The 18,322-nt window shown below is 41.8% G+C and carries 17 protein-coding genes and 1 pseudogene; 9 read left to right on the top strand and 9 right to left on the bottom strand.

The genetic code is table 11. The annotated features are described in order from the left end of the window. The first annotated feature begins 256 nt into the window (after nucleotides 1-256). The 5 genes and pseudogenes from HWQ58_RS14640 (at nucleotide 257) to HWQ58_RS14620 (ending at nucleotide 6,936) form a co-directional block, all read left to right on the top strand. The gene (locus HWQ58_RS14640; RefSeq protein WP_292863553.1) at nucleotides 257-1,447 is read left to right on the top strand and encodes a sigma-70 family RNA polymerase sigma factor; all 1,191 of its coding nucleotides are present in this window, start codon (nucleotides 257-259) and stop codon (nucleotides 1,445-1,447) included. Between the two features lie 73 nt (nucleotides 1,448-1,520). After that, a complete protein-coding gene (locus HWQ58_RS14635; RefSeq protein ID WP_292863550.1) occupies nucleotides 1,521-2,672 on the top strand; it encodes a DUF1822 family protein in 1,152 nt (383 codons plus the stop codon). Nucleotides 2,673-2,838: 166 nt separating this feature from the next. Further along, a complete protein-coding gene (locus tag HWQ58_RS14630; RefSeq protein ID WP_292863547.1) occupies nucleotides 2,839-3,054 on the top strand; it encodes a zinc ribbon domain-containing protein in 216 nt (71 codons plus the stop codon). A gap of 154 nt (nucleotides 3,055-3,208) precedes the next feature. Then, nucleotides 3,209-5,638 (top strand): annotated as a pseudogene (locus HWQ58_RS14625) (CHASE2 domain-containing protein). A 329-nt stretch (nucleotides 5,639-5,967) separates the two neighbouring features. Then, entirely contained in the window at nucleotides 5,968-6,936 is a 969-nt protein-coding gene (locus HWQ58_RS14620; protein WP_292863544.1) for a DUF928 domain-containing protein, read from the top strand. A gap of 412 nt (nucleotides 6,937-7,348) precedes the next feature. Here HWQ58_RS14620 and HWQ58_RS14615 read toward each other — a convergent pair whose 3' ends face one another. After that, nucleotides 7,349-7,711 carry a hypothetical protein gene (locus tag HWQ58_RS14615; RefSeq protein WP_292863541.1) on the bottom strand — a complete coding sequence of 121 codons (363 nt, stop codon included), beginning with the start codon at nucleotides 7,709-7,711 and terminating at the stop codon, nucleotides 7,349-7,351. A 110-nt stretch (nucleotides 7,712-7,821) separates the two neighbouring features. On the opposite strand from HWQ58_RS14615, the gene HWQ58_RS14610 reads away from it, so the two are divergent. After that, entirely contained in the window at nucleotides 7,822-8,217 is a 396-nt protein-coding gene (locus tag HWQ58_RS14610; protein ID WP_292863538.1) for a hypothetical protein, read from the top strand. Nucleotides 8,218-8,420: 203 nt separating this feature from the next. Here the strand turns inward: HWQ58_RS14610 and HWQ58_RS14605 are convergent, their stop codons facing one another. After that, nucleotides 8,421-8,825 (bottom strand): PIN domain-containing protein, encoded by a 405-nt coding sequence (locus HWQ58_RS14605; protein ID WP_292863536.1) that lies wholly within the window; start codon nucleotides 8,823-8,825, stop codon nucleotides 8,421-8,423. A 17-nt stretch (nucleotides 8,826-8,842) separates the two neighbouring features. Continuing rightward, nucleotides 8,843-9,124, bottom strand: coding sequence for a hypothetical protein (locus HWQ58_RS14600; protein WP_292863533.1), 282 nt, complete (start codon nucleotides 9,122-9,124; stop codon nucleotides 8,843-8,845). A gap of 244 nt (nucleotides 9,125-9,368) precedes the next feature. On the opposite strand from HWQ58_RS14600, the gene HWQ58_RS14595 reads away from it, so the two are divergent. The 3 genes from HWQ58_RS14595 to HWQ58_RS14585 all read left to right on the top strand — a co-directional run bounded on the left by HWQ58_RS14595 (nucleotide 9,369) and on the right by HWQ58_RS14585 (nucleotide 11,349). Beyond that, nucleotides 9,369-9,962: a Uma2 family endonuclease gene (locus tag HWQ58_RS14595; RefSeq protein ID WP_292863530.1), complete on the top strand. Its 594-nt coding sequence runs from the start codon at nucleotides 9,369-9,371 to the stop codon at nucleotides 9,960-9,962. A 256-nt stretch (nucleotides 9,963-10,218) separates the two neighbouring features. Beyond that, the gene (locus HWQ58_RS14590; protein WP_292863527.1) at nucleotides 10,219-10,860 is read left to right on the top strand and encodes a hypothetical protein; all 642 of its coding nucleotides are present in this window, start codon (nucleotides 10,219-10,221) and stop codon (nucleotides 10,858-10,860) included. Nucleotides 10,861-10,935: 75 nt separating this feature from the next. Next, entirely contained in the window at nucleotides 10,936-11,349 is a 414-nt protein-coding gene (locus HWQ58_RS14585; protein ID WP_292863524.1) for an Imm1 family immunity protein, read from the top strand. A 21-nt stretch (nucleotides 11,350-11,370) separates the two neighbouring features. On the opposite strand, the gene urtD is transcribed toward HWQ58_RS14585, so the two are convergent. From urtD to HWQ58_RS14555, 6 genes are all read right to left on the bottom strand, one after another. Continuing rightward, nucleotides 11,371-12,117: an urea ABC transporter ATP-binding protein UrtD gene (urtD, locus tag HWQ58_RS14580; protein ID WP_292863521.1), complete on the bottom strand. Its 747-nt coding sequence runs from the start codon at nucleotides 12,115-12,117 to the stop codon at nucleotides 11,371-11,373. Beyond that, nucleotides 12,092-13,210, bottom strand: a complete 1,119-nt coding sequence (urtC, locus tag HWQ58_RS14575; protein WP_292863574.1) for an urea ABC transporter permease subunit UrtC — start codon at nucleotides 13,208-13,210, stop codon at nucleotides 12,092-12,094. Before urtC ends, urtD begins: the two co-directional genes overlap by 26 nt. Before the next feature lie 82 nt (nucleotides 13,211-13,292). After that, complete coding sequence (urtB, locus tag HWQ58_RS14570; protein ID WP_292863518.1) at nucleotides 13,293-14,453, bottom strand: urea ABC transporter permease subunit UrtB; 1,161 nt, start codon at nucleotides 14,451-14,453, stop codon at nucleotides 13,293-13,295. Between the two features lie 105 nt (nucleotides 14,454-14,558). Then, entirely contained in the window at nucleotides 14,559-15,875 is a 1,317-nt protein-coding gene (gene urtA, locus HWQ58_RS14565; protein ID WP_292863515.1) for an urea ABC transporter substrate-binding protein, read from the bottom strand. 366 nt (nucleotides 15,876-16,241) lie between these two features. Beyond that, complete coding sequence (locus tag HWQ58_RS14560) at nucleotides 16,242-16,664, bottom strand: nuclear transport factor 2 family protein (RefSeq protein WP_292863512.1); 423 nt, start codon at nucleotides 16,662-16,664, stop codon at nucleotides 16,242-16,244. A gap of 431 nt (nucleotides 16,665-17,095) precedes the next feature. After that, nucleotides 17,096-18,235, bottom strand: coding sequence for an FAD-binding oxidoreductase (locus HWQ58_RS14555; protein ID WP_292863509.1), 1,140 nt, complete (start codon nucleotides 18,233-18,235; stop codon nucleotides 17,096-17,098). Between the last annotated feature and the right edge of the window lie 87 nt (nucleotides 18,236-18,322).

The raw sequence follows: 18,322 nt of genomic DNA, 5'->3' as shown, positions 1-18,322 counted from the left end.
TAGGATGAATTTGTGGATGTAACTATCGAAATTTTGTTCTGTATTTAACGAACTTATTCAATGATTCCGCTATTCCCCAAAGAAAGCATCTTTCTAAATGAACTTCTCTGCATATCACTCTCTACGATGACTGTTAGTTTTTATGCACTTGGATTGGAAAAATTTTGAAAAATCTGTAAAATACTTACGCAGCAAGGAATTAACTTTTGGCTGTATGGCTGTATTATAATTGAAATCAGCTATCGGCAAGTATTCCATGCAACCCCGACAGGGCATTGTTGAAATCTTTTCTACCTTTGTGCAATTTGATGTAGACCAATTTAGCGGTTGGGCAACAGATGCCAAACTGCGGCGCAGTATGAAAGTTTGCCTGGAACAGTCGTTAACTGAGGAATCAGATACCTTTTGGGCACTTTACTGGTATAGAGTTTGGCAGACTCAATCTAGTGCTGTGGCACTGGCACATATTTCTGCTTACTTACAAGAGGTGTGCTATTGGACTGCTAGAAAATTTGTCCTCAACTTTCCCACGCAGTCGTCTGTAGCAGATTGTTTTCAGATGGCGATCGCTCATATTAACAAAATACTCAAAACTTTCAACCCTCAATACAGTTCGCATTTAAAAGCCTATGCACAATTAGCTTTTGAATCGATTATCAAAGATGCACTGCGCTTACACCGGGAAGCAGACATTTGCTCAGACTGGGCATTATTGCATAAACTCAGCCGCAAACGACTAGTGCAGTCATTACAAAATGCCGGATTTAACGCCGAAAGCATCGAGAGTTATGTTTTAGCCTGGGAATGCTTTAAGGAACTCTACACAGGTGACAATACAAAAATTCGTCAGCTTTCCAAACCAGATGCTCGGACTTGGGAGGCTATTAGTAATCTTTATAATGCAGAACGTTTCAGCCGATTGAGTTCACCCACTGCCACAGTCAATCAGCAAACCATAGAAACCTGGGTATTATCTGCTGCTAAAGCTGCCCGTACTTTCCTCTATCCTAAGTTTGTTTCCGCAGACGCTCCCCTCAAACAAGAAGAAGATGGTAATTTATTAGATATACTGCCTGTAGATTTGCAAACATCTTTGCTAACGGAAATTATTGAGCAGGAAGAAGCTGCGAATATGCGATCGCAGCAAACTCAGTTAAACCAAGTTTTGTACAAAGCGATCGCTGCACTCAATGCTGAGTCCCAAAAAGTACTGCAAGCTTACTACGTTCAACAACTGACTCAACAAGAAATTGCTGCACAGTTAGAAATTAAGCAATATACTGTTTCCCGTCGCCTGAGCAGCATTAAAAAGTCATTGCTTTTGACTCTCACGCAATGGAGTCAAAACACCTTGCATATTTCTCCTAAATCCGACGTAGTAGATGCTATAAACACAAGTTTAGAGGAATGGCTCAAAGTCCAATATAGCCATACCCAAATTCAATGAGCAGACAAGAAATAATTTTGTCTCTCCCCTCTCCTTAATATGGTCTTTATATGGAGCCATTCTAAAATTATTTATGTTGAACCCACCTCCCCCATTCACCATTGACTCAGAGCATTTATACTTGGAAATTACCCAATCTCCAGAGGCGCAAGAACAACCATACTCAACAGCTGGTGCTTGTCAACGTGGGTGGATAAATCAAAAATGCTTACAAGCATTTTTGCCTTGGTTCAAGGAGGAAATTGCTGCCACCGCCAGGGTTTATCCTAACAGTGCGGCATTGCCGAGTTTTTGGGAAGTAGTCAATGGCACAGCTATTACTTTCGATCGCGATCGCCTTGTCTTAATTCCCACCCTGGCGATGGATGACGATGAGTTGCGTGTACCGCAGGAATGGGTAGATATACCAGAATGGGTTGCTGACTATTACATAGCAGTACAAGTTAATCCCGATGATGGCTGGATGAAGATTTTTGGCTACACAACCCATCAAATTCTGAAAACAAAAGGGGTTTATGATGCTGGCGATCGCACTTACAGCTTAGAAAGTGAAGATTTAATTCCAGATATTAATGTGCTGTGGGTTACACGCCAACTCGATCGGTCAGAAGCCTTACGTGCTGAGATTGCACCTTTAGATTCTATTGCCAAAATCCAGGCAGAAAACCTTTTAGAAAGATTGGGCGATCGCGATGTGAAATTCCCGCGTTTGGCAGTTCCATTTTCACTCTGGGGTGCGCTCTTGACACATAGCGGTTGGCGAAAAAAGTTGTATGAACTGCGTCAGGGTTTACTCATACAGTCGTCAATTCCGCAATGGTTACAAACAGGAGTAGCCAATTTAGCTCAACAGTGGGGATGGGAAAAAAGAGAATTCGTTGTCGTACCTGCCGGAATGCGGAGTGCAGAACCAGTTCTCGGCTTGTCTCGGCAAATAATAATTGCAGAGCAAACATACGAGTTACGTATTTTCCCAAAAAGCGCTTCTGAAAACTATGTTTGGCGTTTTGAATTGCGAAGTACAACTCTTGATAGTCAAATTCCGGCTGGGTTTAAGCTCCGATTACTAACGGAAGACTTACAAGCTTTTGAAAATAATCAAGATACGGCAACAACTCCTGTAGATATGTTGTATTTGGAAGTAATTTTGGAGCTAGGAGAAGGATTGGTTTGGGAAATAGAACCCACACCTGAAGACTATGACCGAGAGATTTTGCGGTTTTAAGTGTTACCTTCAAAAATCTTCACGTTTAGCCTCTATTATTTACTCTTACACTGAATTTAACTACACACAGTAGGCAATTCATTTAGCAACCAAGATACATACAGCAGGGTGTAAGGGCACGGTAGTGCCCATTATTGTCAACTTAACGTAAAACCCTTGTCAAGACGTGATATTTAATTCATTCACTTACGGTTACTCACCGCGTCACCCCACCCCGGTTTTGTCTAAAGCCAAAACCGCCCCTGCCCGATCCCTTTGTAAAACCAAAAAAGAAACACTCAATTTAGCACAAAGAGTATTTGAATGTGAACATTGCAAATTTGTGATTAACCGCGATTTAAATGCGGCAATTAATTTGAGTCACTGCGGTCTTGGCTTGTAGCCAATAGGCGAGCAACTTGGTGTCAAAAGCTGTCAGTTAGACAGTGATAGCCTGTGGACTAGGTGAAGCCGACTTCTCTAGATTGAAACAGGAAGTAAACGAAATCCAAAGCAGGTTAATTAGTACAAGTTATCTAGTATAGAAAAGTCTAGTTATGAATAGCTTTGGACAGGTTTTATATAACGGAGAACTAGCTGTGGACAAGTTAATCATCTTAAACTTAGGGGAGGGAAACTTTGAACATGGGTTTACCGTGACTCTACAGATTGGCAATGAAAATGTCCGCCCGACTGTGGAAATCACAGGCGAACTTCCCCCCAACCCAGAAATTCTCCGCGATTATCACCGTTGGCAATCTATTTATCGTAATTTAAGGCTGCCATCTCGTCCGATTGGTTTACATAAAGAACTTAACCAAGTCCAAGTCCCCAGCCTAGAATACTGCCAGCAAGTGAGTGAGGAATTTAAAGTAAGTTTTAATACTTGGCTTGCTTCCGATTCCTTTCGTTCCATCCGCGAGAAATTGTTAGAAAAACTCATGCTTGCGGATAATATTCAGATGCTTTTACAAACCAAAGACCTGCGATTGCAGAAACTCCCCTGGCATCTTTGGGATTTGATAGAACGCTATCCCCAGGCAGAAATAGCCCTGAGCGCTCCTGCCTACGAACAAGTCAACCTTAACCGTATAGCAACTACATCCGACAGAGTAAAAATCTTAGCGATTTTGGGTAACAGTCAAGGTATTGATACCAAAGCAGACCAGGCGCTACTTAATTTGTTACCCAATACAGATATCACTTTTTTAGTTGAACCACAATGCCTTGACCTGACTGACCAGCTATGGGAGCAGAATTGGCAGATTCTATTTTTTGCCGGACATAGTTCCACTCAGGAAACGAATCAAACAGGAAAAATCTACATCAATCAAACAGAAAGTCTCACAATTAGCCAGTTAAAGTATGCTTTGAAAAAAGCAGTAGAACGAGGTCTACAACTAGCGATTTTCAATTCCTGTGATGGCTTGGGATTGGCATGGGAGTTTGCAGATTTACATATTCCTCAAATTATCGTGATGCGAGAGCCTGTACCCGATCGCGTGGCGCAACAGTTTTTAAAGTATTTTTTGTCAGCCTTCGCACGGGGAGGTTCGTTGTATTTAGCCGTAAGGGAAGCACGAGAAAGGTTACAGGGACTAGAAAACCAATTTCCCTGCGCTACATGGTTGCCTGTCATCTTTCAAAATCCGGCTGAAATGCCGTTGAATTGGGGAGAATTGTTTATAAATACACACAATCCTTCTGCATCTTTGTCTCAAACCACGCCTGTTAGAGGAACCACACATCGGCTTGGCTTCTCATTAATCTTACTGGCGAGCATGGTAGTAACTGGAATATTAATCGGGATACGGTATTTGGGAGTGCTGCAACCATTAGAGCTAAGTGCATTTGACCAACTGATACGCTTGCGTCCTCCTGAAAAACCAGACTCACGCCTACTGATTGTCACTGTGACTGAAGAAGATGTGCAGGCGCAAAAACCGGAAAAACCTCAAGGTTCGTTGTCAGACAAATCACTTGCCCAACTGTTAGAAAAATTAGAGGCATATCAACCACAAGTTATTGGTTTAGATATATACCGAGATTATCCAGTGGATAAGAATTATCCAGTATTGGCAGAAAGAATGCGATAAAGCGATCGCTTTGTCGGGGTATGTCAACTCAGCGATTTCCAAGCAGGAAAACCAGGTGTGAAACCACCCCCAGAACTTTCTTCACAGAATCTCGGTTTTAGCGATATTGTCGTAGATTCAGATCATGTCGTGCGTCGCCATCTGTTATCGTTAACTCATTCGCCCTCATCGCCTTGCACTGCGCCCTATGCCCTGAGCGTTCAACTGGCGCTGCATTACCTGTATACGAAGGGAATTGAGTTGCAGTTTACTCGTGATGACGCATGGCAATTAGGGAAGCTGACATTTAAACCAATAGAAGCTCATACCGGAGGTTATCAAGGAGTTGATGCTTTTGGACACCAAATTTTATTAAATTATCGTTCTTCTCCTTCACCAGAAGCGATACCTTCGGTAGGCTTCGCCAACGCACCAAGTATGACCTTACAACAAGTGCTAACGGGTAAGCTAAATGCCAATGCAGTCAAAGACAAAATAGTAATTATTGGCACAACAGCAGAAACTTTTGGTGATTACTGGTTAACTCCCTACACCACTCCTCAAGGGACATTACAGGCAATACCAGGAGTCTTTTTACAAGCCCAAATGGTCAGTCAACTGCTCAGTGCTGCTTTGGACGGAAAACCTCTGTTGTGGACTTGGCCGCTTTGGGGTGAGGTAATTTGGGTGTGGGGTTGGTCTTTTTTAGGCGGTTTGTTTACTGCTTATCTGCACCGATTCATTTATTTAAGCTTGGCAGGAGGAATAGCCATTATCAGTTTATACGTTAGCTGTTTTATATTTTTAATTGTATATAGTTGTTGGGTTCCCCTCATTCCTGCTATGTTGGCTTTAGTAGGTAATAGTTTAATAGCTACAACTTACATAAACATGAAATTTAAAAATTATTGAAGAAGAATTCAGGAGTCAGAATCAAGACGCTTGCGGACTCGCTCTAAGCGAAGCCATGCCGTTGGCGAAGCCTCTCGTTCGCATAGCGTCTCCCCTTGGGAGAAGAGAAGGCTTTACGCTGCACTATCAGTTGGGGATTCAGACCCGCGACTGATTAAAGAACACCAAATTTTCAATTTTGTGGAGTGCAAAAACGCCGATTATTCATCCGCCAGTCATACAGAATACCTTTCCTCTATTCTGACTCCTGACTCCTGAATTATGTTCAATAATAACGCCAATTTGAAGCATGAAAATCGCCGTTTATCAGGCAGAAGTCAGGAGTTTTTATGAAAAGCTATTGGCAAAAAATACAATTAATCGCGGTATTCGGAATAACTTTGTTGGGAATTATCGGCTATTCTCCAATGATTTGGATGACACCAGTTGCGGCCACTCCTAAGAAATTTCCGCTTCCTCCAGACAGGAGTGCCCCAGGCGATCGCAAAACAGCTGCAAGTCGGGTTTTTTCGCCGCCTGCTTTCCCTCCTGGAGCGCCTCCTGGAGGCCGTATCAGAGGGGGTGCAAGTCGCGGAGGGGGAGGGGATGCAAGTCGCGGATTTTCGCCTCCTGTGCCTCCTCCAGACAGGGGGGCAGCAGGCGATCGCGGCGGAGCTGCAAGTCGTGGTTGTGGTGTTAGTAATCAGTCTGTTATTGCACTTGTACCTATATACGAAGAGAGACTCAAACAAGGACAAACAGAAGCTGTCTCTGTTACTAAAGTTTGGGGTTTTACGGCTGAAAAATCTCCAACTTTTTGGTTTTTTGTCCCTTATAAAAAATCTACAATTGATTCCATCGAGTTTGTTCTCAAAGATGAGTCAATTAAACCAAGTCAAACTCTTTACCGAACAATAGTAACAATACCAGAAGTACCAGGAATTATTAGCATTCCCTTAAGCGCAAATACTCCCCCATTGCAAGCAGACAAGATGTATCACTGGTTTTTCAAGATAAAAGTCATTTGCAATCCACAACAACCCGTAGAACAGGAGTATGTAGAAGGATGGGTGCAACGGGTCAATCTAAATCCTAAATTAGTAGATAGCTTAAAGCAAGCAACTCCTCCGCAACGGGTAAACCTTTATGCCCAGAATGGCATTTGGTACGATGCTTTGACTACTTTGGCTGAATTACGTCTTAGCAAACCTGAAGATCCAACTCTAGCGGTGGAGTGGATGAATTTGCTTAAATCCGTAGATTTAGAGAATTTAGCTAAACAACCTCTGATAGAGTGTTGCCAAGCCAATGCAAAGTAGCATAGCAAAGCAATAGACCTCTTGCAAAAGTCGGTTCAGGTAAATAGACCACGCGGTAGGGGCACAAGGCCTTGCGCCCCTACAACAGATGTGGTTCAAATAGATGAAAATTGCTGTAATTTTGCGATCGCTAATTGTTGTTGCATTTTTAACTGTTTAGTTTTGATATCAAGTCTCTATCTGGCGATCGCTCTGTTAAAAATTATCAAAGTTTTCATCAGCAAGCAGTTTTAAAATGCTTCTGGCGCTGTTTTGCGGGCAAGCAGGCGATCGCGCAAGCCTTGTGGATCAAATCTCGCTTGATTCATTGCCCGAATCTCTTGTGATTGTTGCTGTCGCTGTTGCAAGTAGGCTTCTACTTCTGCCTGGTGATTGAGGTAAAAGGCGATTGTGGCGTAAACATCGGCCAGATTCAGCGATGGATAGCGATCGCCCCAATCAGAAAACAGCTTGTCAATTTCAGAACTACTCTCAAGTCTGTAGCGACTACTCCCAAGTCTGTAGCGACTACTCTCAAGTCTGTAGCGACTACTCCCAAGTCTGTAGCGACTACTCCCAAGTCTGTAGCGACTACTCTCAAGTCTGTAGCGACTACTCTCAAGTCTGTAGCGACTACTCTCAAATCTGTAGCGACTACTCTCAAGTCTGTAGCGACTACTCTCAAGTCTGTAGCGACTACTCTCAAGCCTGTAGCGACTACTCTCAAGCCTGTAGCAACTACTCTCGTGTTTCCTACCTCTTGCCTTGGTACATGAGTAATTATATACCGAGACATTACTGGTATAAGCGAAAAATTTTACGATCGGGAATGGCGATTTATGCTGAACCGGAATTGGGTTTAATTGAGGCAAGCTAGTTCTAGAAGTATCTTAAAAGAGCAAAATTATGTCTCGTCAAAAACGTACATCCCGCGTTTTAGAAAAAGCTGAATTAAGAGCATCTGGGATGAAATCGATTCTTCCAAGCATTAAATTTGAAGAAAATTATACTTTAGAAAAACTGATTGAGTCAATCGAACAGTTGCGTAACAAACTTGATGTTCATAATAGCGCTCTGGCTATAGTTGACTCTACTTTAACAGAAGTTGAAGAGATGGAAAAAAACTTGAAGCAGCTTTCTGAGAAAATGTTAATGGTGGTTGCGATCAAGTACGGCAAAGACAGCGCTGAATATGAAATGGCGGGTGGTGTTCGCAATAGCGATCGCCTCCGCAAAATGAGAGCGAGCCGCTTAAAAAATCTTGCAGAACAAGCATCAGATAAGAATGAGAAAACTGCATAGAAAATGAGATAATACCATTTTAGATTTTGGATTTGAGATTTTGGATTGAACAATCTAAAATCTCAAAGGTGTTTCTACCTCTGGCTGAAGCGAGCTTTTTATCACAATTAAGATGTCCAAAATTTTCCATTTGATCGCCAGACATTAGAAATTGCTATGGAAGATATAGAGATGAAAATTTCACGCAGAGGCGCAGCGCAGTGTTAGCCTGCTAACCGCAACAAACGAGTAAAACCTTCTTGCTCAAAGTGTTTATCAGTTGTTAATGCCTCCATAATTCCTTGCCTACGCATCAACACAAAGCTTACAGCATCACATAATGAATAGGTTTTATCCTGTCTTGCTAACAATAAATCTATTGCTTCTCGATGTAGCGGCTCATCAACCCATACAATTTGAACGTTTGAATTGTTGATCAGTTCAAGGCTGTATGACAGTACAATTGAACGGGAAAAGCCTCGAACCAATGCTAGAGCCACTAATTCTGCTAGAACATAGTTGTGCGTAAGCCGAGTTCTGCTTGTAGTAGCAATCAGTTCAACTGCCCTTTCATGTTGTGGCTCATCTTTATGGAGAAAGCAGAGCAATCCTGACGTATCAAGCAGCATGATCTACATTCCAATGCTTAAAAGTCATTGGTGTAAGCTTTTGCCAAGTCAGCATCAATGCTTTCGTTATCTATACCTGTGGCATAACCCAAGCTAATTGCACCTGCATAACTAAGTAACCGTTGACGTGCTTCTTCTGGCTGAACTTCTGGTTGTAGCTTTGCACCAATCAGAAGACCATGCTGCGCATCAAGAGATGTCACAATCAATTCTGCTACCGAAAGCCCGATGGCATCAGCCTGCTGCTGCAAAGCTGCATAGACATCATCACTTAGTTCTAATGTTAGCAGTTGGCTCATAGGAATAAACGATTTCAACTAAAGCTAGGGCAATTATAGCTTTTCTCCACAAATATTGATTGTGTGCGGGTACATCGGCGTTGTTAGGCTACTGGAAGGTAATATTAAAAGCATTTCAATTAATCAAAGAAATCCCCTGTGTCTAGCAATGCTCCACATCTTGCACAAACCATATGTAATTACTGACTGTTTGGCTAACTGGAATATATAGCTCATACTTCATAATAGATGCTAGCCAAAGCAAATGACCCAAACGACGAAAACCCAAAAACTGCTGACCTTTGAGGAGTATCTTACCTATGACGATGGTACAGACACGCGCTATGAATTGGTGGATGGAGAACTAGTTGAGATCCCACCAGAAAGTCAGGAAAATAGCAATTTGGCAAGATTTCTATTCGTTGAACTACTAAAACATTTCACCTTTTATTTAGTTGCTCACAAGGATACAGAAATTGAGGTGGCGGGGCGACGGGCGAGATGTCGTTTACCTGACTTAATGGTTCACACAGAAGATTCTTATGCTGCCCTTATCGGTGCTACTCGTGCTACCCTCACCCGTGATATGCCGCCGCCTACGCTAGTGATTGAAATTGTTTCTCCGGGAACAGCAAACAGTGTTCGTGATTATCGCTACAAGCGGACAGAGTATGCTGCTAGGGAAATATTAGAGTATTGGATTGTTGACCCACAGATACAACAAATTACAATTTGCCAGTGGGTGGAGGGACAGTATGAGGATAAGATATTTACAGGTGCGACTTGCATGGAATCAGTAATAATTGCTGATTGGGCGCTAACAGTAGAGCAGGTGTTTAACAGCGCAAACCGACCATAATTACTAGGGAAATAGAAAATGCGATCGCGCAGCTTAACGTACCCCTACCGGGAAGCAAGCTAGCAAGAGCGTCTCATTGGCGCAGCCTCTCGTAGAGAAGAAAAGTTATGGCATTTTTTAATTTTCCTGTTTTCCTAAATAAGAACTAATTCACTAATTTACAGTAATTTTGAGATTACTTGGTGGACATTAGGCATTAGGTTATTATTTAGGTTCCAGTTTATGGAACCTAATTCTATTTAAAAGCTTTGTTGCAATGCCTCTTGAGTTACACAACTATGAGTGGGAAGGAGAACGTTTAGTCCAGAGAGAAACTGAACCTCATCATATTGCTGGTGTATTAGCTAAAATTCGATGGGTGCTAGAAAACTCAGATTGCGATTGGGAAGATGTTTACTCAGGTTATTATGAGTGCGAAGAAGATGGAACGGTTACTTTTTATGAGGGTGAAAGTGCTGAAGCCGATAATCCAGGAATATGGACTTATGTAGTTTATAGCTGTCCTGTTGGCTCAGAAGAGGTAGTAAAAAATCCAGATATAAACACTTTAGCTCCAGCATTGGAGATGCAACAGCTTAAATATAAGCTTATTTTTGAAGAATTAGCAGAGTATAGGCAACAGCTTGGTCTGACTCCAGCAGGTAGTGAGGACGATCGCGCTACAATCGCAAAGTTAGAGATAGGTAGTAGCGTATTTTTTGGTATCAGTGCTGGCAGCAATCCCAATCGCAGAAAGATTACACTTAAAGTAAATCCAATTAGTCGCACACACGCTGAAGCTGATGCTTTCCAACAAGCCTTTGATGCAGGATTAAGAGGAGGCCGAGCGCGTTTAATAGTCGATCGGGATCAATGCATGAGCATGTGGTCAGAACGGAGGTGTGAAAGGAATGGCTAGACAGCTTGGTTTAGAAGAAATAGAAGTTATTAGCCCTAGCGGTCGTCAGACAATTACATTGAAGTGAGGTTAATTATGTTCATAACAAAATTTTCAGTTGAAGATTGGATTGGAAATCAGAACAAGGGTTGTGTAGAGCAAGCGCATAGTTGGAAAGAAATAGAATCAGCTATTAGAGAGTTAGACGGGCATCACAAAACACTTGTAACCTTAGAAACAGATAGCGAAACCCACATGGCTCTAAGTGGTGGCTTAGGAAAATATGTAGTGTATTTGACATTTGATAATGAGAATTTTCACTATCTTGTTGACCCATCTAAATCAGATATAGACGAATTCGTGATAGTTGGGGGGCAAGAAGGTGTTTATCCGGCTTCGTCCTGCGTTGATCTGAATACAACCCTTAAAGCTGCCAAAGCTTTCGTGGAGCTTGGGACAATGGAAGAATCTGTTATTTGGGAAAAAGATGAAGTTGTTGAGCGGGTATAAAAATGCGTATTGCGAATTGTTTCATTCTTCCTGTTTTCCCAGATATACTTCAATCACACGAGAGTCATTTTGCACTTCTTCAAAATTCCCTTCGCACAGCACCGAACCTTCATGTAATACTGTTACTTTTTTGGCAATTTGACGCACAAATTCCATATCATGTTCAATGACTAAAATTGAATGACTCTGCGCTAGTGCTAAAAGTAATTCGCCAATGTTGTATGTTTCTTCATCTGTTAAACCCGCAACGGGTTCATCAACAAGTAATAAATCTGGGGACTGTGCTACTAACATCCCAATTTCTAAACGTTGCTTTTCTCCGTGAGAAAGTAAAGCAGCTCTGATATCGGCTTTCGGCGTTAAACCGATGGTTTCTAATAATCCTTTAATATTATTCTTTTCAACAGCATTAGAATGTTCAAACAAAGTAGAAAAGACATTTTTCTTCTGGTTACTGGTAATTTCTAAATTTTCACGGGGCGTTAAGTTCAGGTAAATTCTGGGTGTTTGAAACTTGCGCCCAATTCCCAATCGGGCAATTTTATATTCAGGTAAAGAACGCAGATTTCTTCCTTTGAATAAAACTCGCCCCACGGTTGGCTGAACTTTACCCGTAATCACATCCAGAAACGTTGTCTTTCCCGCACCATTGGGGCCAATTACTACTCGTAATTCACCCACATCCATGCTAAAGTTAAGCTGGTTTAAAGCCTTAAAACCGTCAAAACTAACAGTTACGTTTTCAGTTTCCAATATTTTCGCGTTCATGTTGCACTTCAGGGTCTTCTTCCAAGGTGGGATATGTAGCAATTTCTTGACGACGGTGGAAAAGAGAAATATTTTGACTGCGTAACCATCCCACGATGCCGTCAGGAAGGACTGTGACGACAATCAAAAATAGTGCGCCTTGGAAAAATAGCCAGATTTCGGCAAATTGTTCGCTTAAAAAAGTGCGGGCATAATTTACTAACAAAGTTCCGACAATCGCCCCAATTAAAGTAGCGCGTCCCCCCACAGCTACCCAAATCACCATTTCAATCGAAAAAGCAATATCCATTGCTCTGGGTGATACAGAACCACTTTGAATAGTGTAAAATGCTCCTGCTATACCTGCGATCGCACCAGAAACTGCAAACACCACCACCTTAAAATCTGTAGGGTCATAGCCAGAAAATCTTACCCGACTTTCATCATCCCGAATCGCTATCAACAACCTCCCAAAGCGTCCAGTTGTCAACCAGCGACAAATTCCATAGGTGATTGCGAGAAACACTACCGTCAGCGTGTAAAAAACAAACTGCGTTTTGGCATCGCTGACCGTTGCTCCAAACAAGGTTGTAAAATCTATCAGTCCGTTTGTACCATTGAATAGTTTTTGCTGACCGTTAAAAAAGTTGAAAAATACAATAGTTCCAGCTTGAGTCAAGATAGAAAAATAAACACCCTTGAGACGATTTCGGAAAACCAAATATCCCAACAATCCCGCCAATAACCCTGGAATTAGTACCACCAAAGCTATTGTCAAAGGAAAAGAATAAAAAGGTTGCCAAAACGCGGGAAGTTCCGTAACTCCATAAAGACCCATGAAATCAGGCAATTCTCCAGTAGGGACTTGCAGTTTCAGATACATTGCGATCGCATATCCACCCAAACCAAAGAAAATACCATGTCCCAAACTTAGTAAGCCAGTATAACCCCAAATCAAATCAATACCTAAAGCTGCGATCGCCAGCGATAAAAATCGCCCCAACAAATTCAGACGAAACTCCGACAACAGCAGTGGCATGATAATTATAAGGAGAAGTGCGATCGTAACCACCACCCCTACCTCAATTAATAACCCTCCTCCCCTCTTCCTCATTTTCTGCGTCCTCCCTTCGGGTTCACCAGTCGCCTGCGGAGGGAAACCCTCCCGCAGCGCTGGTTCACTGCGTCTCTGCGGTTTAAACATCAACAGTACGTCCCTTCTGCGGAAAAATCCCTCCAGGCTTCCACTGTAAAAACACAATAATCAGCGCAAACACCATCACCTTAGCCATACTCGTCGTGGCAAAAAAAGTAAACAAATCAGCCAAAGGTTTAACAGGAGTCAACAACAAAGCCAAAGTACCAGAACCAATTAAAAAATTAGCCGTACCAATACCCAACGCCGCCACAATCGTCCCGGCTAAATTCCCCACACCTCCAACGACAACCACCATAAAAGTATCAATAATATAGTTTTGTCCCGTATTTGGCCCTACAGAACCAAGCAAACTAATCGCACATCCAGCCACACCAGCTAAACCAGAACCCAATGCAAAAGTAATTGCATCCACCTTTTGAGTTGGGATACCCAAACAAGCGCTCATACTTCGGTTTTGCGTCACCGCCCGAATTCTTAAACCCCAGCTAGAACGTTGTAAAAATAAGTAAATTCCCGCCACACAGATTATTGTTAAAGCAATAATAAATAATCTGGCAAAGGGTAATTGCACACCACCTAAAGACATCCCTGCTTGTAACCAAGTCGGTGCTGTTACATCTACATTTTGAGCGCCAAACCAAGGTTGAGTTACTGCTAACTGATAAGTTTGACTCAATAAATTGCCCGTTGTGATTGTCACCCCCAGCGATAATAAAAATATCACCGCCACAATCCAGTTACGAACTCTTCCTAAATCAGTACGAGAATTTAAAATCCATAAACCTCCAAAAAACAGCAGAGAAAATAAGCCTATGCCAATTATCAATACCCAATTCACACTGCGGACAAACTGCTGAAAAATTAAACTTACTCCCCAAGTTGCCAATAGAGTTTCTAATGGGCGTCCATAGAGATAACGAATCACGCCTTTTTCTAAAAGTAATCCCACAGCAGCCGTGAATATAAATGCAATGATCAAAGCCAAAAATATATAGACTTCAAACCACAGCCCACCCAATTGTTTGCAAACATTTTGCACAACATAAGTTGTATAAGCGCCAAACATCATCAATTCACCATGCGCCATATTGATAACGCCCATCAATCCAAATATAATCGCCAGTCCCAATGCAGCAATTAATAATACAGCGCCAATACTAATACCATTAAATACAGCTTCTAAGAATCCTGCTAACACTTATTTCTCCACAAAAGCTATCAGCGAGTAGTTAGTGTTTCGTGTGCTTCGTTCCCAGCCTGAGACTGGGAACGAGAATATTACGAATTACAAATTACGAATTATTTAGGTTTTATTGTACTTACCACCTTTAGCAGGGTCACTCCAATCACAAGCAAATCCCTTAGTTTCTTTCACAAATTGATTCCAAGGAACTGGCTCAACTGGTGCAGGAGTAGCATAGACAATATCAAACAAACCATCTAGCCTTACTTGACCAATTCGCACAATTTTAGATATGTGATGATTAGCATCCATTGTCACTTTACCTTCAGGTGCATCTATGGTTTGACCATAAGCCGCAGCACTTACCTTAGCAATGTCTGTAGTACCAGCTTTTTGTACTGCTTGCTTCCACAAATAAACTGCAATGTATGCTGCTTCCATTGGGTCATTTGTTACTCGATTCTCGCCGTACTCTTTCTTAAAAGCTGCGACAAACTTCTTATTAGCAGGTGTGTCTACTGTTTGGAAGTAATTCCAAGCAGCGTAGTGACCTTTGAGATACTCTATACCAATTGCTTTAACTTCTTCTTCGGCAATACTGACAGACATGGAAGGATATCTTTCTGCTGTCAATCCAGCACCTTTCAATTGTTTGAAGAAAGCAACGTTACTATCACCATTCAGAGTATTGTAAATTACACCTCCATTAGGCAAAGCTTGCTTAATTTTAGTGATAATTGGTGTAACTTCTGTGTTGCCAAGAGGTAAATAATCTTCACCGACTGTTTTTCCGCCTAAAGCTTCTAGTTGAGCTTTAATAATTGTGTTAGCAGTCCGAGGAAAAACGTAGTCAGAGCCAACTAAGAAGAATTCTTTGCCCTTGTTTTTTAACAGCCAATCAACAGACGGTTCAATTTGTTGATTTGGCGCAGCGCCAGTATAGAAAATATTTTTAGAACACTCTTGACCTTCGTATTGTACAGGATACCAGAGCATGTGATTTTTGCTCTCGAATACTGGCTTAACATTCTTGCGGCTAGCAGAAGTCCAACAACCAAAGACTACAGCAACTTTATCTTGATCGATTAGCTTGGTTGCTTTTTCTCTAAAAGTATCCCAGTTAGAAGCGCCATCTTCGGTAATTGCTTCAATTTGTTTACCTAAGACACCACCAGCTGCGTTAATTTCTTTGATTGCTAATTTTTCAGCATCAACAACGCTTTTTTCACTAATAGACATCGTACCACTCAGAGAATGCAAAATACCTACTTTTATGGTGTCACTAGCAGTAGCCGCCGCTGGTGAAGCAGTAGGAGGCGCAACTGGACTCTCTGTAGCAGTTGGAGAATTGTTCGCGCAAGCTTTCAAAAAAAAGCTGCTTCCAAAAGTTAAAGAACCGTAAATTATAAACTTGCGTCGGTTAAATTGTCTTCTCATCTTTTTATGAATTTTCCGTTGAGGAATTAGCCAACTTATAGAAAGCTGACAATATCAATCTTTAAAGTGTGATATTAGTGCGATAGTTTACTAGTAAAAAGTGACGCCTTATACAAAAAAGTTTGTTTTTGTAATAAAAAACAAACTTTTTCATATTAAGCTTTATTAACTTTATAAATATTCTCATATCTATGCAATACGTTATGGAAGAACAAAATCTTTCTCTGCCAAGAACATCTTTGATTCTAGACAGTTAAAAACAGCTATCTTTGTGCAAAATTATTGTCGATGCTGAATAGATAGCTGGTTAACACAATAATAGTTTTAATCATTAAGTCAGGTTAAAATGTTCCACCTACACTGCTATTACTTAGATACTCCTGGTTCAATCCGTGCCCCAAGCTGAAGAACCCGTCCAAGATCGTCAGCGTTTCGCCAGGTTTCAATTATCTTGCCATCGGTAATATAATGAATGAACGTAGCAGTGAATGTCTGTTGACGACCGCGACTTGGTATGCCAAGGAAACTCTCCTGGATGCAGGTATTAGTCGCACGCACAACAACTTTGTTACCTTCAGCGATTACGTCTTCAATTGTCCATTTCTGCTGGATAGGCCCAAATGAACCAAAGAGTTTGCGTACCCCTTCAGGGCCAAGGGGAAGTCCTGGTAAACCACCGTGCATTTTCCAAGTCGGGGCGGTTATCTCGCAAATTTCTTCGATCTTATGCTCGCTAATAAGTTCAATCCACCGTTGAGCAATTATTTTGTTGTCCTCAATGGAAGACATTGCTGCTATTCCTTTGTTGAAAATTAGGCGAACTCTAATTATTTATTTAGACAGACAAGCTGCACAATTGTCAATTAACCAAGTATGAGATTGAATTAAAATCAGTGCAGTTATACCATGTCCGCTTGATTATTTATTAAACCCGAATCACCCCACCCCGCCAAAGCTGTGCTTTGTCTCCCCTTCCAAAGAGCGGGGAGGGGATTAAGGGGAGCCAGTGCGTTGGGCGGGCAAAGCCCTACTTGTTCGCTCTTAGCGTTCCTGCAGGGTAGCACCTGGCGTGTGGGGTGCAATGACTATGGGAATCATAACTGATTACGCGAACATGAGCGAAGATGATATTATATCCATTTTTTATAACTCCAAAGTTTGACTGTACCTCATGTATCAGCATCAATAATATTTAATTTATGTCTTTAACTGCGGGGCTTTTAGATTAGCATTTGTGTAATAATTTCATCTTCCTGGCCAGTTGCAAAATTAGCAAAGCGCTTTGCCAAAGGTGGTATCAGTACTAAAGGATTGCTAAATCCAGAGAAAACATGAACGCCTTTAAATCCGGGGATAGCACCAATTAAGGGGAGTTGATTGCTACTAAATGCAACTAAGCAGTGATACCAAGTCCCTGGTAAATTCTCCAATGCTGGTAAAATTTGACCAACACTTTTTCGCAACCATTTTTCGCTTACGTCTGAGTTTACCTTGGCTTGAGGATCTGCGATCGCACGGCTAATTTGACCGATGCGGATACTACCATCTTGAAACTGAATCGCACCCACATCTAAAATTGGCGGTACTAACTCATTACCAAGTTCATCCCATAATTCATCAACTTGAGTAGATTCAGCTTCTAGTTGAAACCGTTGTTGATTCGCTGGCATAACTAAGGTGCGTAACCTGACATCAACGGGTGAGGTTTCAATGATTTCTGCGTGGGTAAAATACAGCTTGATAGAAACACCAGCAGATTTGAGAAGCTGGCGGCTAAGTCCACCCGCACAAACGACAACGTTAGCACTGTGGAAAGTTGCAGTGGTAGTTTGTACACCATCTTGCAATACTTGCAATACTTGAGTAATCTGCATTTCACCCCCAGCCCGCTCAAAGGCTTGGATGTAAGCTTGTGCTGTTTTTTCTGGGTGAATATGACCGTGTTTGACAGTTAAAGCTCCAGATATTGCCTCTCGATTTAGCTGCGGTTCCAATTCACAAGCTTCTTGGATACTGAGTAAACGGGGTGGAATGGCAGAATCATTATATGATGCAGCAGTTGCTTCTGGGTCGCTATCGGCTGAAATAGTCAGTAATAAATCTAATTCCCGAAATTGGATATCAGCGTCTAACTCTTGAGATAGGATATGGTAACGTGCGATCGCTTCTTCGCACAATCGCCGAGTTAGTAGTGTAGTACCCGACCAATAGGCCAGCCCACCATAACTATAGCGAGTTGCATTCTGTGGTCTGTTGTATTGCTCCAACAAAAGTACAGCAAAACCTTTCTTCGCTAGTTCGTAGGAGAGTGCAGCACCTGTAATTCCACCACCAACAACAATCCAGTCGTAGGTTTTCATATTTTGCAAATTGTGAATAGGTCAACCCCTGCAGGAAATTCAAAATTCAAAATTCAAAATTCACGCATTGAAGCACGACCAGGATAA

Source organism: Nostoc sp. LPT, from assembly GCF_017115165.1.
Classification (GTDB): Bacteria; Cyanobacteriota; Cyanobacteriia; order Cyanobacteriales; family Nostocaceae; genus Nostoc.
The sequence above is the reverse complement of the archived record's forward strand: the minus strand, read 5'-3'. Positions and strand labels throughout refer to the sequence as shown.

Bases quoted from the DNA above. Each gene is read 5' to 3' on its own strand.
- HWQ58_RS14640 (WP_292863553.1), top strand. From the start codon at position 257: ATGCAACCCCGACAGGGCATTGTTGAAATCTTTTCTACCTTTGTGCAA.
- urtA (WP_292863515.1), bottom strand. From the start codon at position 15,875: ATGAGAAGACAATTTAACCGACGCAAGTTTATAATTTACGGTTCTTTA.
- urtD (WP_292863521.1), bottom strand. From the start codon at position 12,117: ATGAACGCGAAAATATTGGAAACTGAAAACGTAACTGTTAGTTTTGAC.
- HWQ58_RS14610 (WP_292863538.1), top strand. From the start codon at position 7,822: ATGTCTCGTCAAAAACGTACATCCCGCGTTTTAGAAAAAGCTGAATTA.
- HWQ58_RS14560 (WP_292863512.1), bottom strand. From the start codon at position 16,664: ATGTCTTCCATTGAGGACAACAAAATAATTGCTCAACGGTGGATTGAA.
- HWQ58_RS14555 (WP_292863509.1), bottom strand. From the start codon at position 18,235: ATGAAAACCTACGACTGGATTGTTGTTGGTGGTGGAATTACAGGTGCT.
- HWQ58_RS14620 (WP_292863544.1), top strand. From the start codon at position 5,968: ATGAAAAGCTATTGGCAAAAAATACAATTAATCGCGGTATTCGGAATA.
- HWQ58_RS14585 (WP_292863524.1), top strand. From the start codon at position 10,936: ATGTTCATAACAAAATTTTCAGTTGAAGATTGGATTGGAAATCAGAAC.
- HWQ58_RS14605 (WP_292863536.1), bottom strand. From the start codon at position 8,825: ATGCTGCTTGATACGTCAGGATTGCTCTGCTTTCTCCATAAAGATGAG.
- HWQ58_RS14600 (WP_292863533.1), bottom strand. From the start codon at position 9,124: ATGAGCCAACTGCTAACATTAGAACTAAGTGATGATGTCTATGCAGCT.
- urtC (WP_292863574.1), bottom strand. From the start codon at position 13,210: ATGAGGAAGAGGGGAGGAGGGTTATTAATTGAGGTAGGGGTGGTGGTT.
- HWQ58_RS14595 (WP_292863530.1), top strand. From the start codon at position 9,369: ATGACCCAAACGACGAAAACCCAAAAACTGCTGACCTTTGAGGAGTAT.
- HWQ58_RS14615 (WP_292863541.1), bottom strand. From the start codon at position 7,711: ATGTCTCGGTATATAATTACTCATGTACCAAGGCAAGAGGTAGGAAAC.
- HWQ58_RS14590 (WP_292863527.1), top strand. From the start codon at position 10,219: ATGCCTCTTGAGTTACACAACTATGAGTGGGAAGGAGAACGTTTAGTC.
- HWQ58_RS14635 (WP_292863550.1), top strand. From the start codon at position 1,521: ATGTTGAACCCACCTCCCCCATTCACCATTGACTCAGAGCATTTATAC.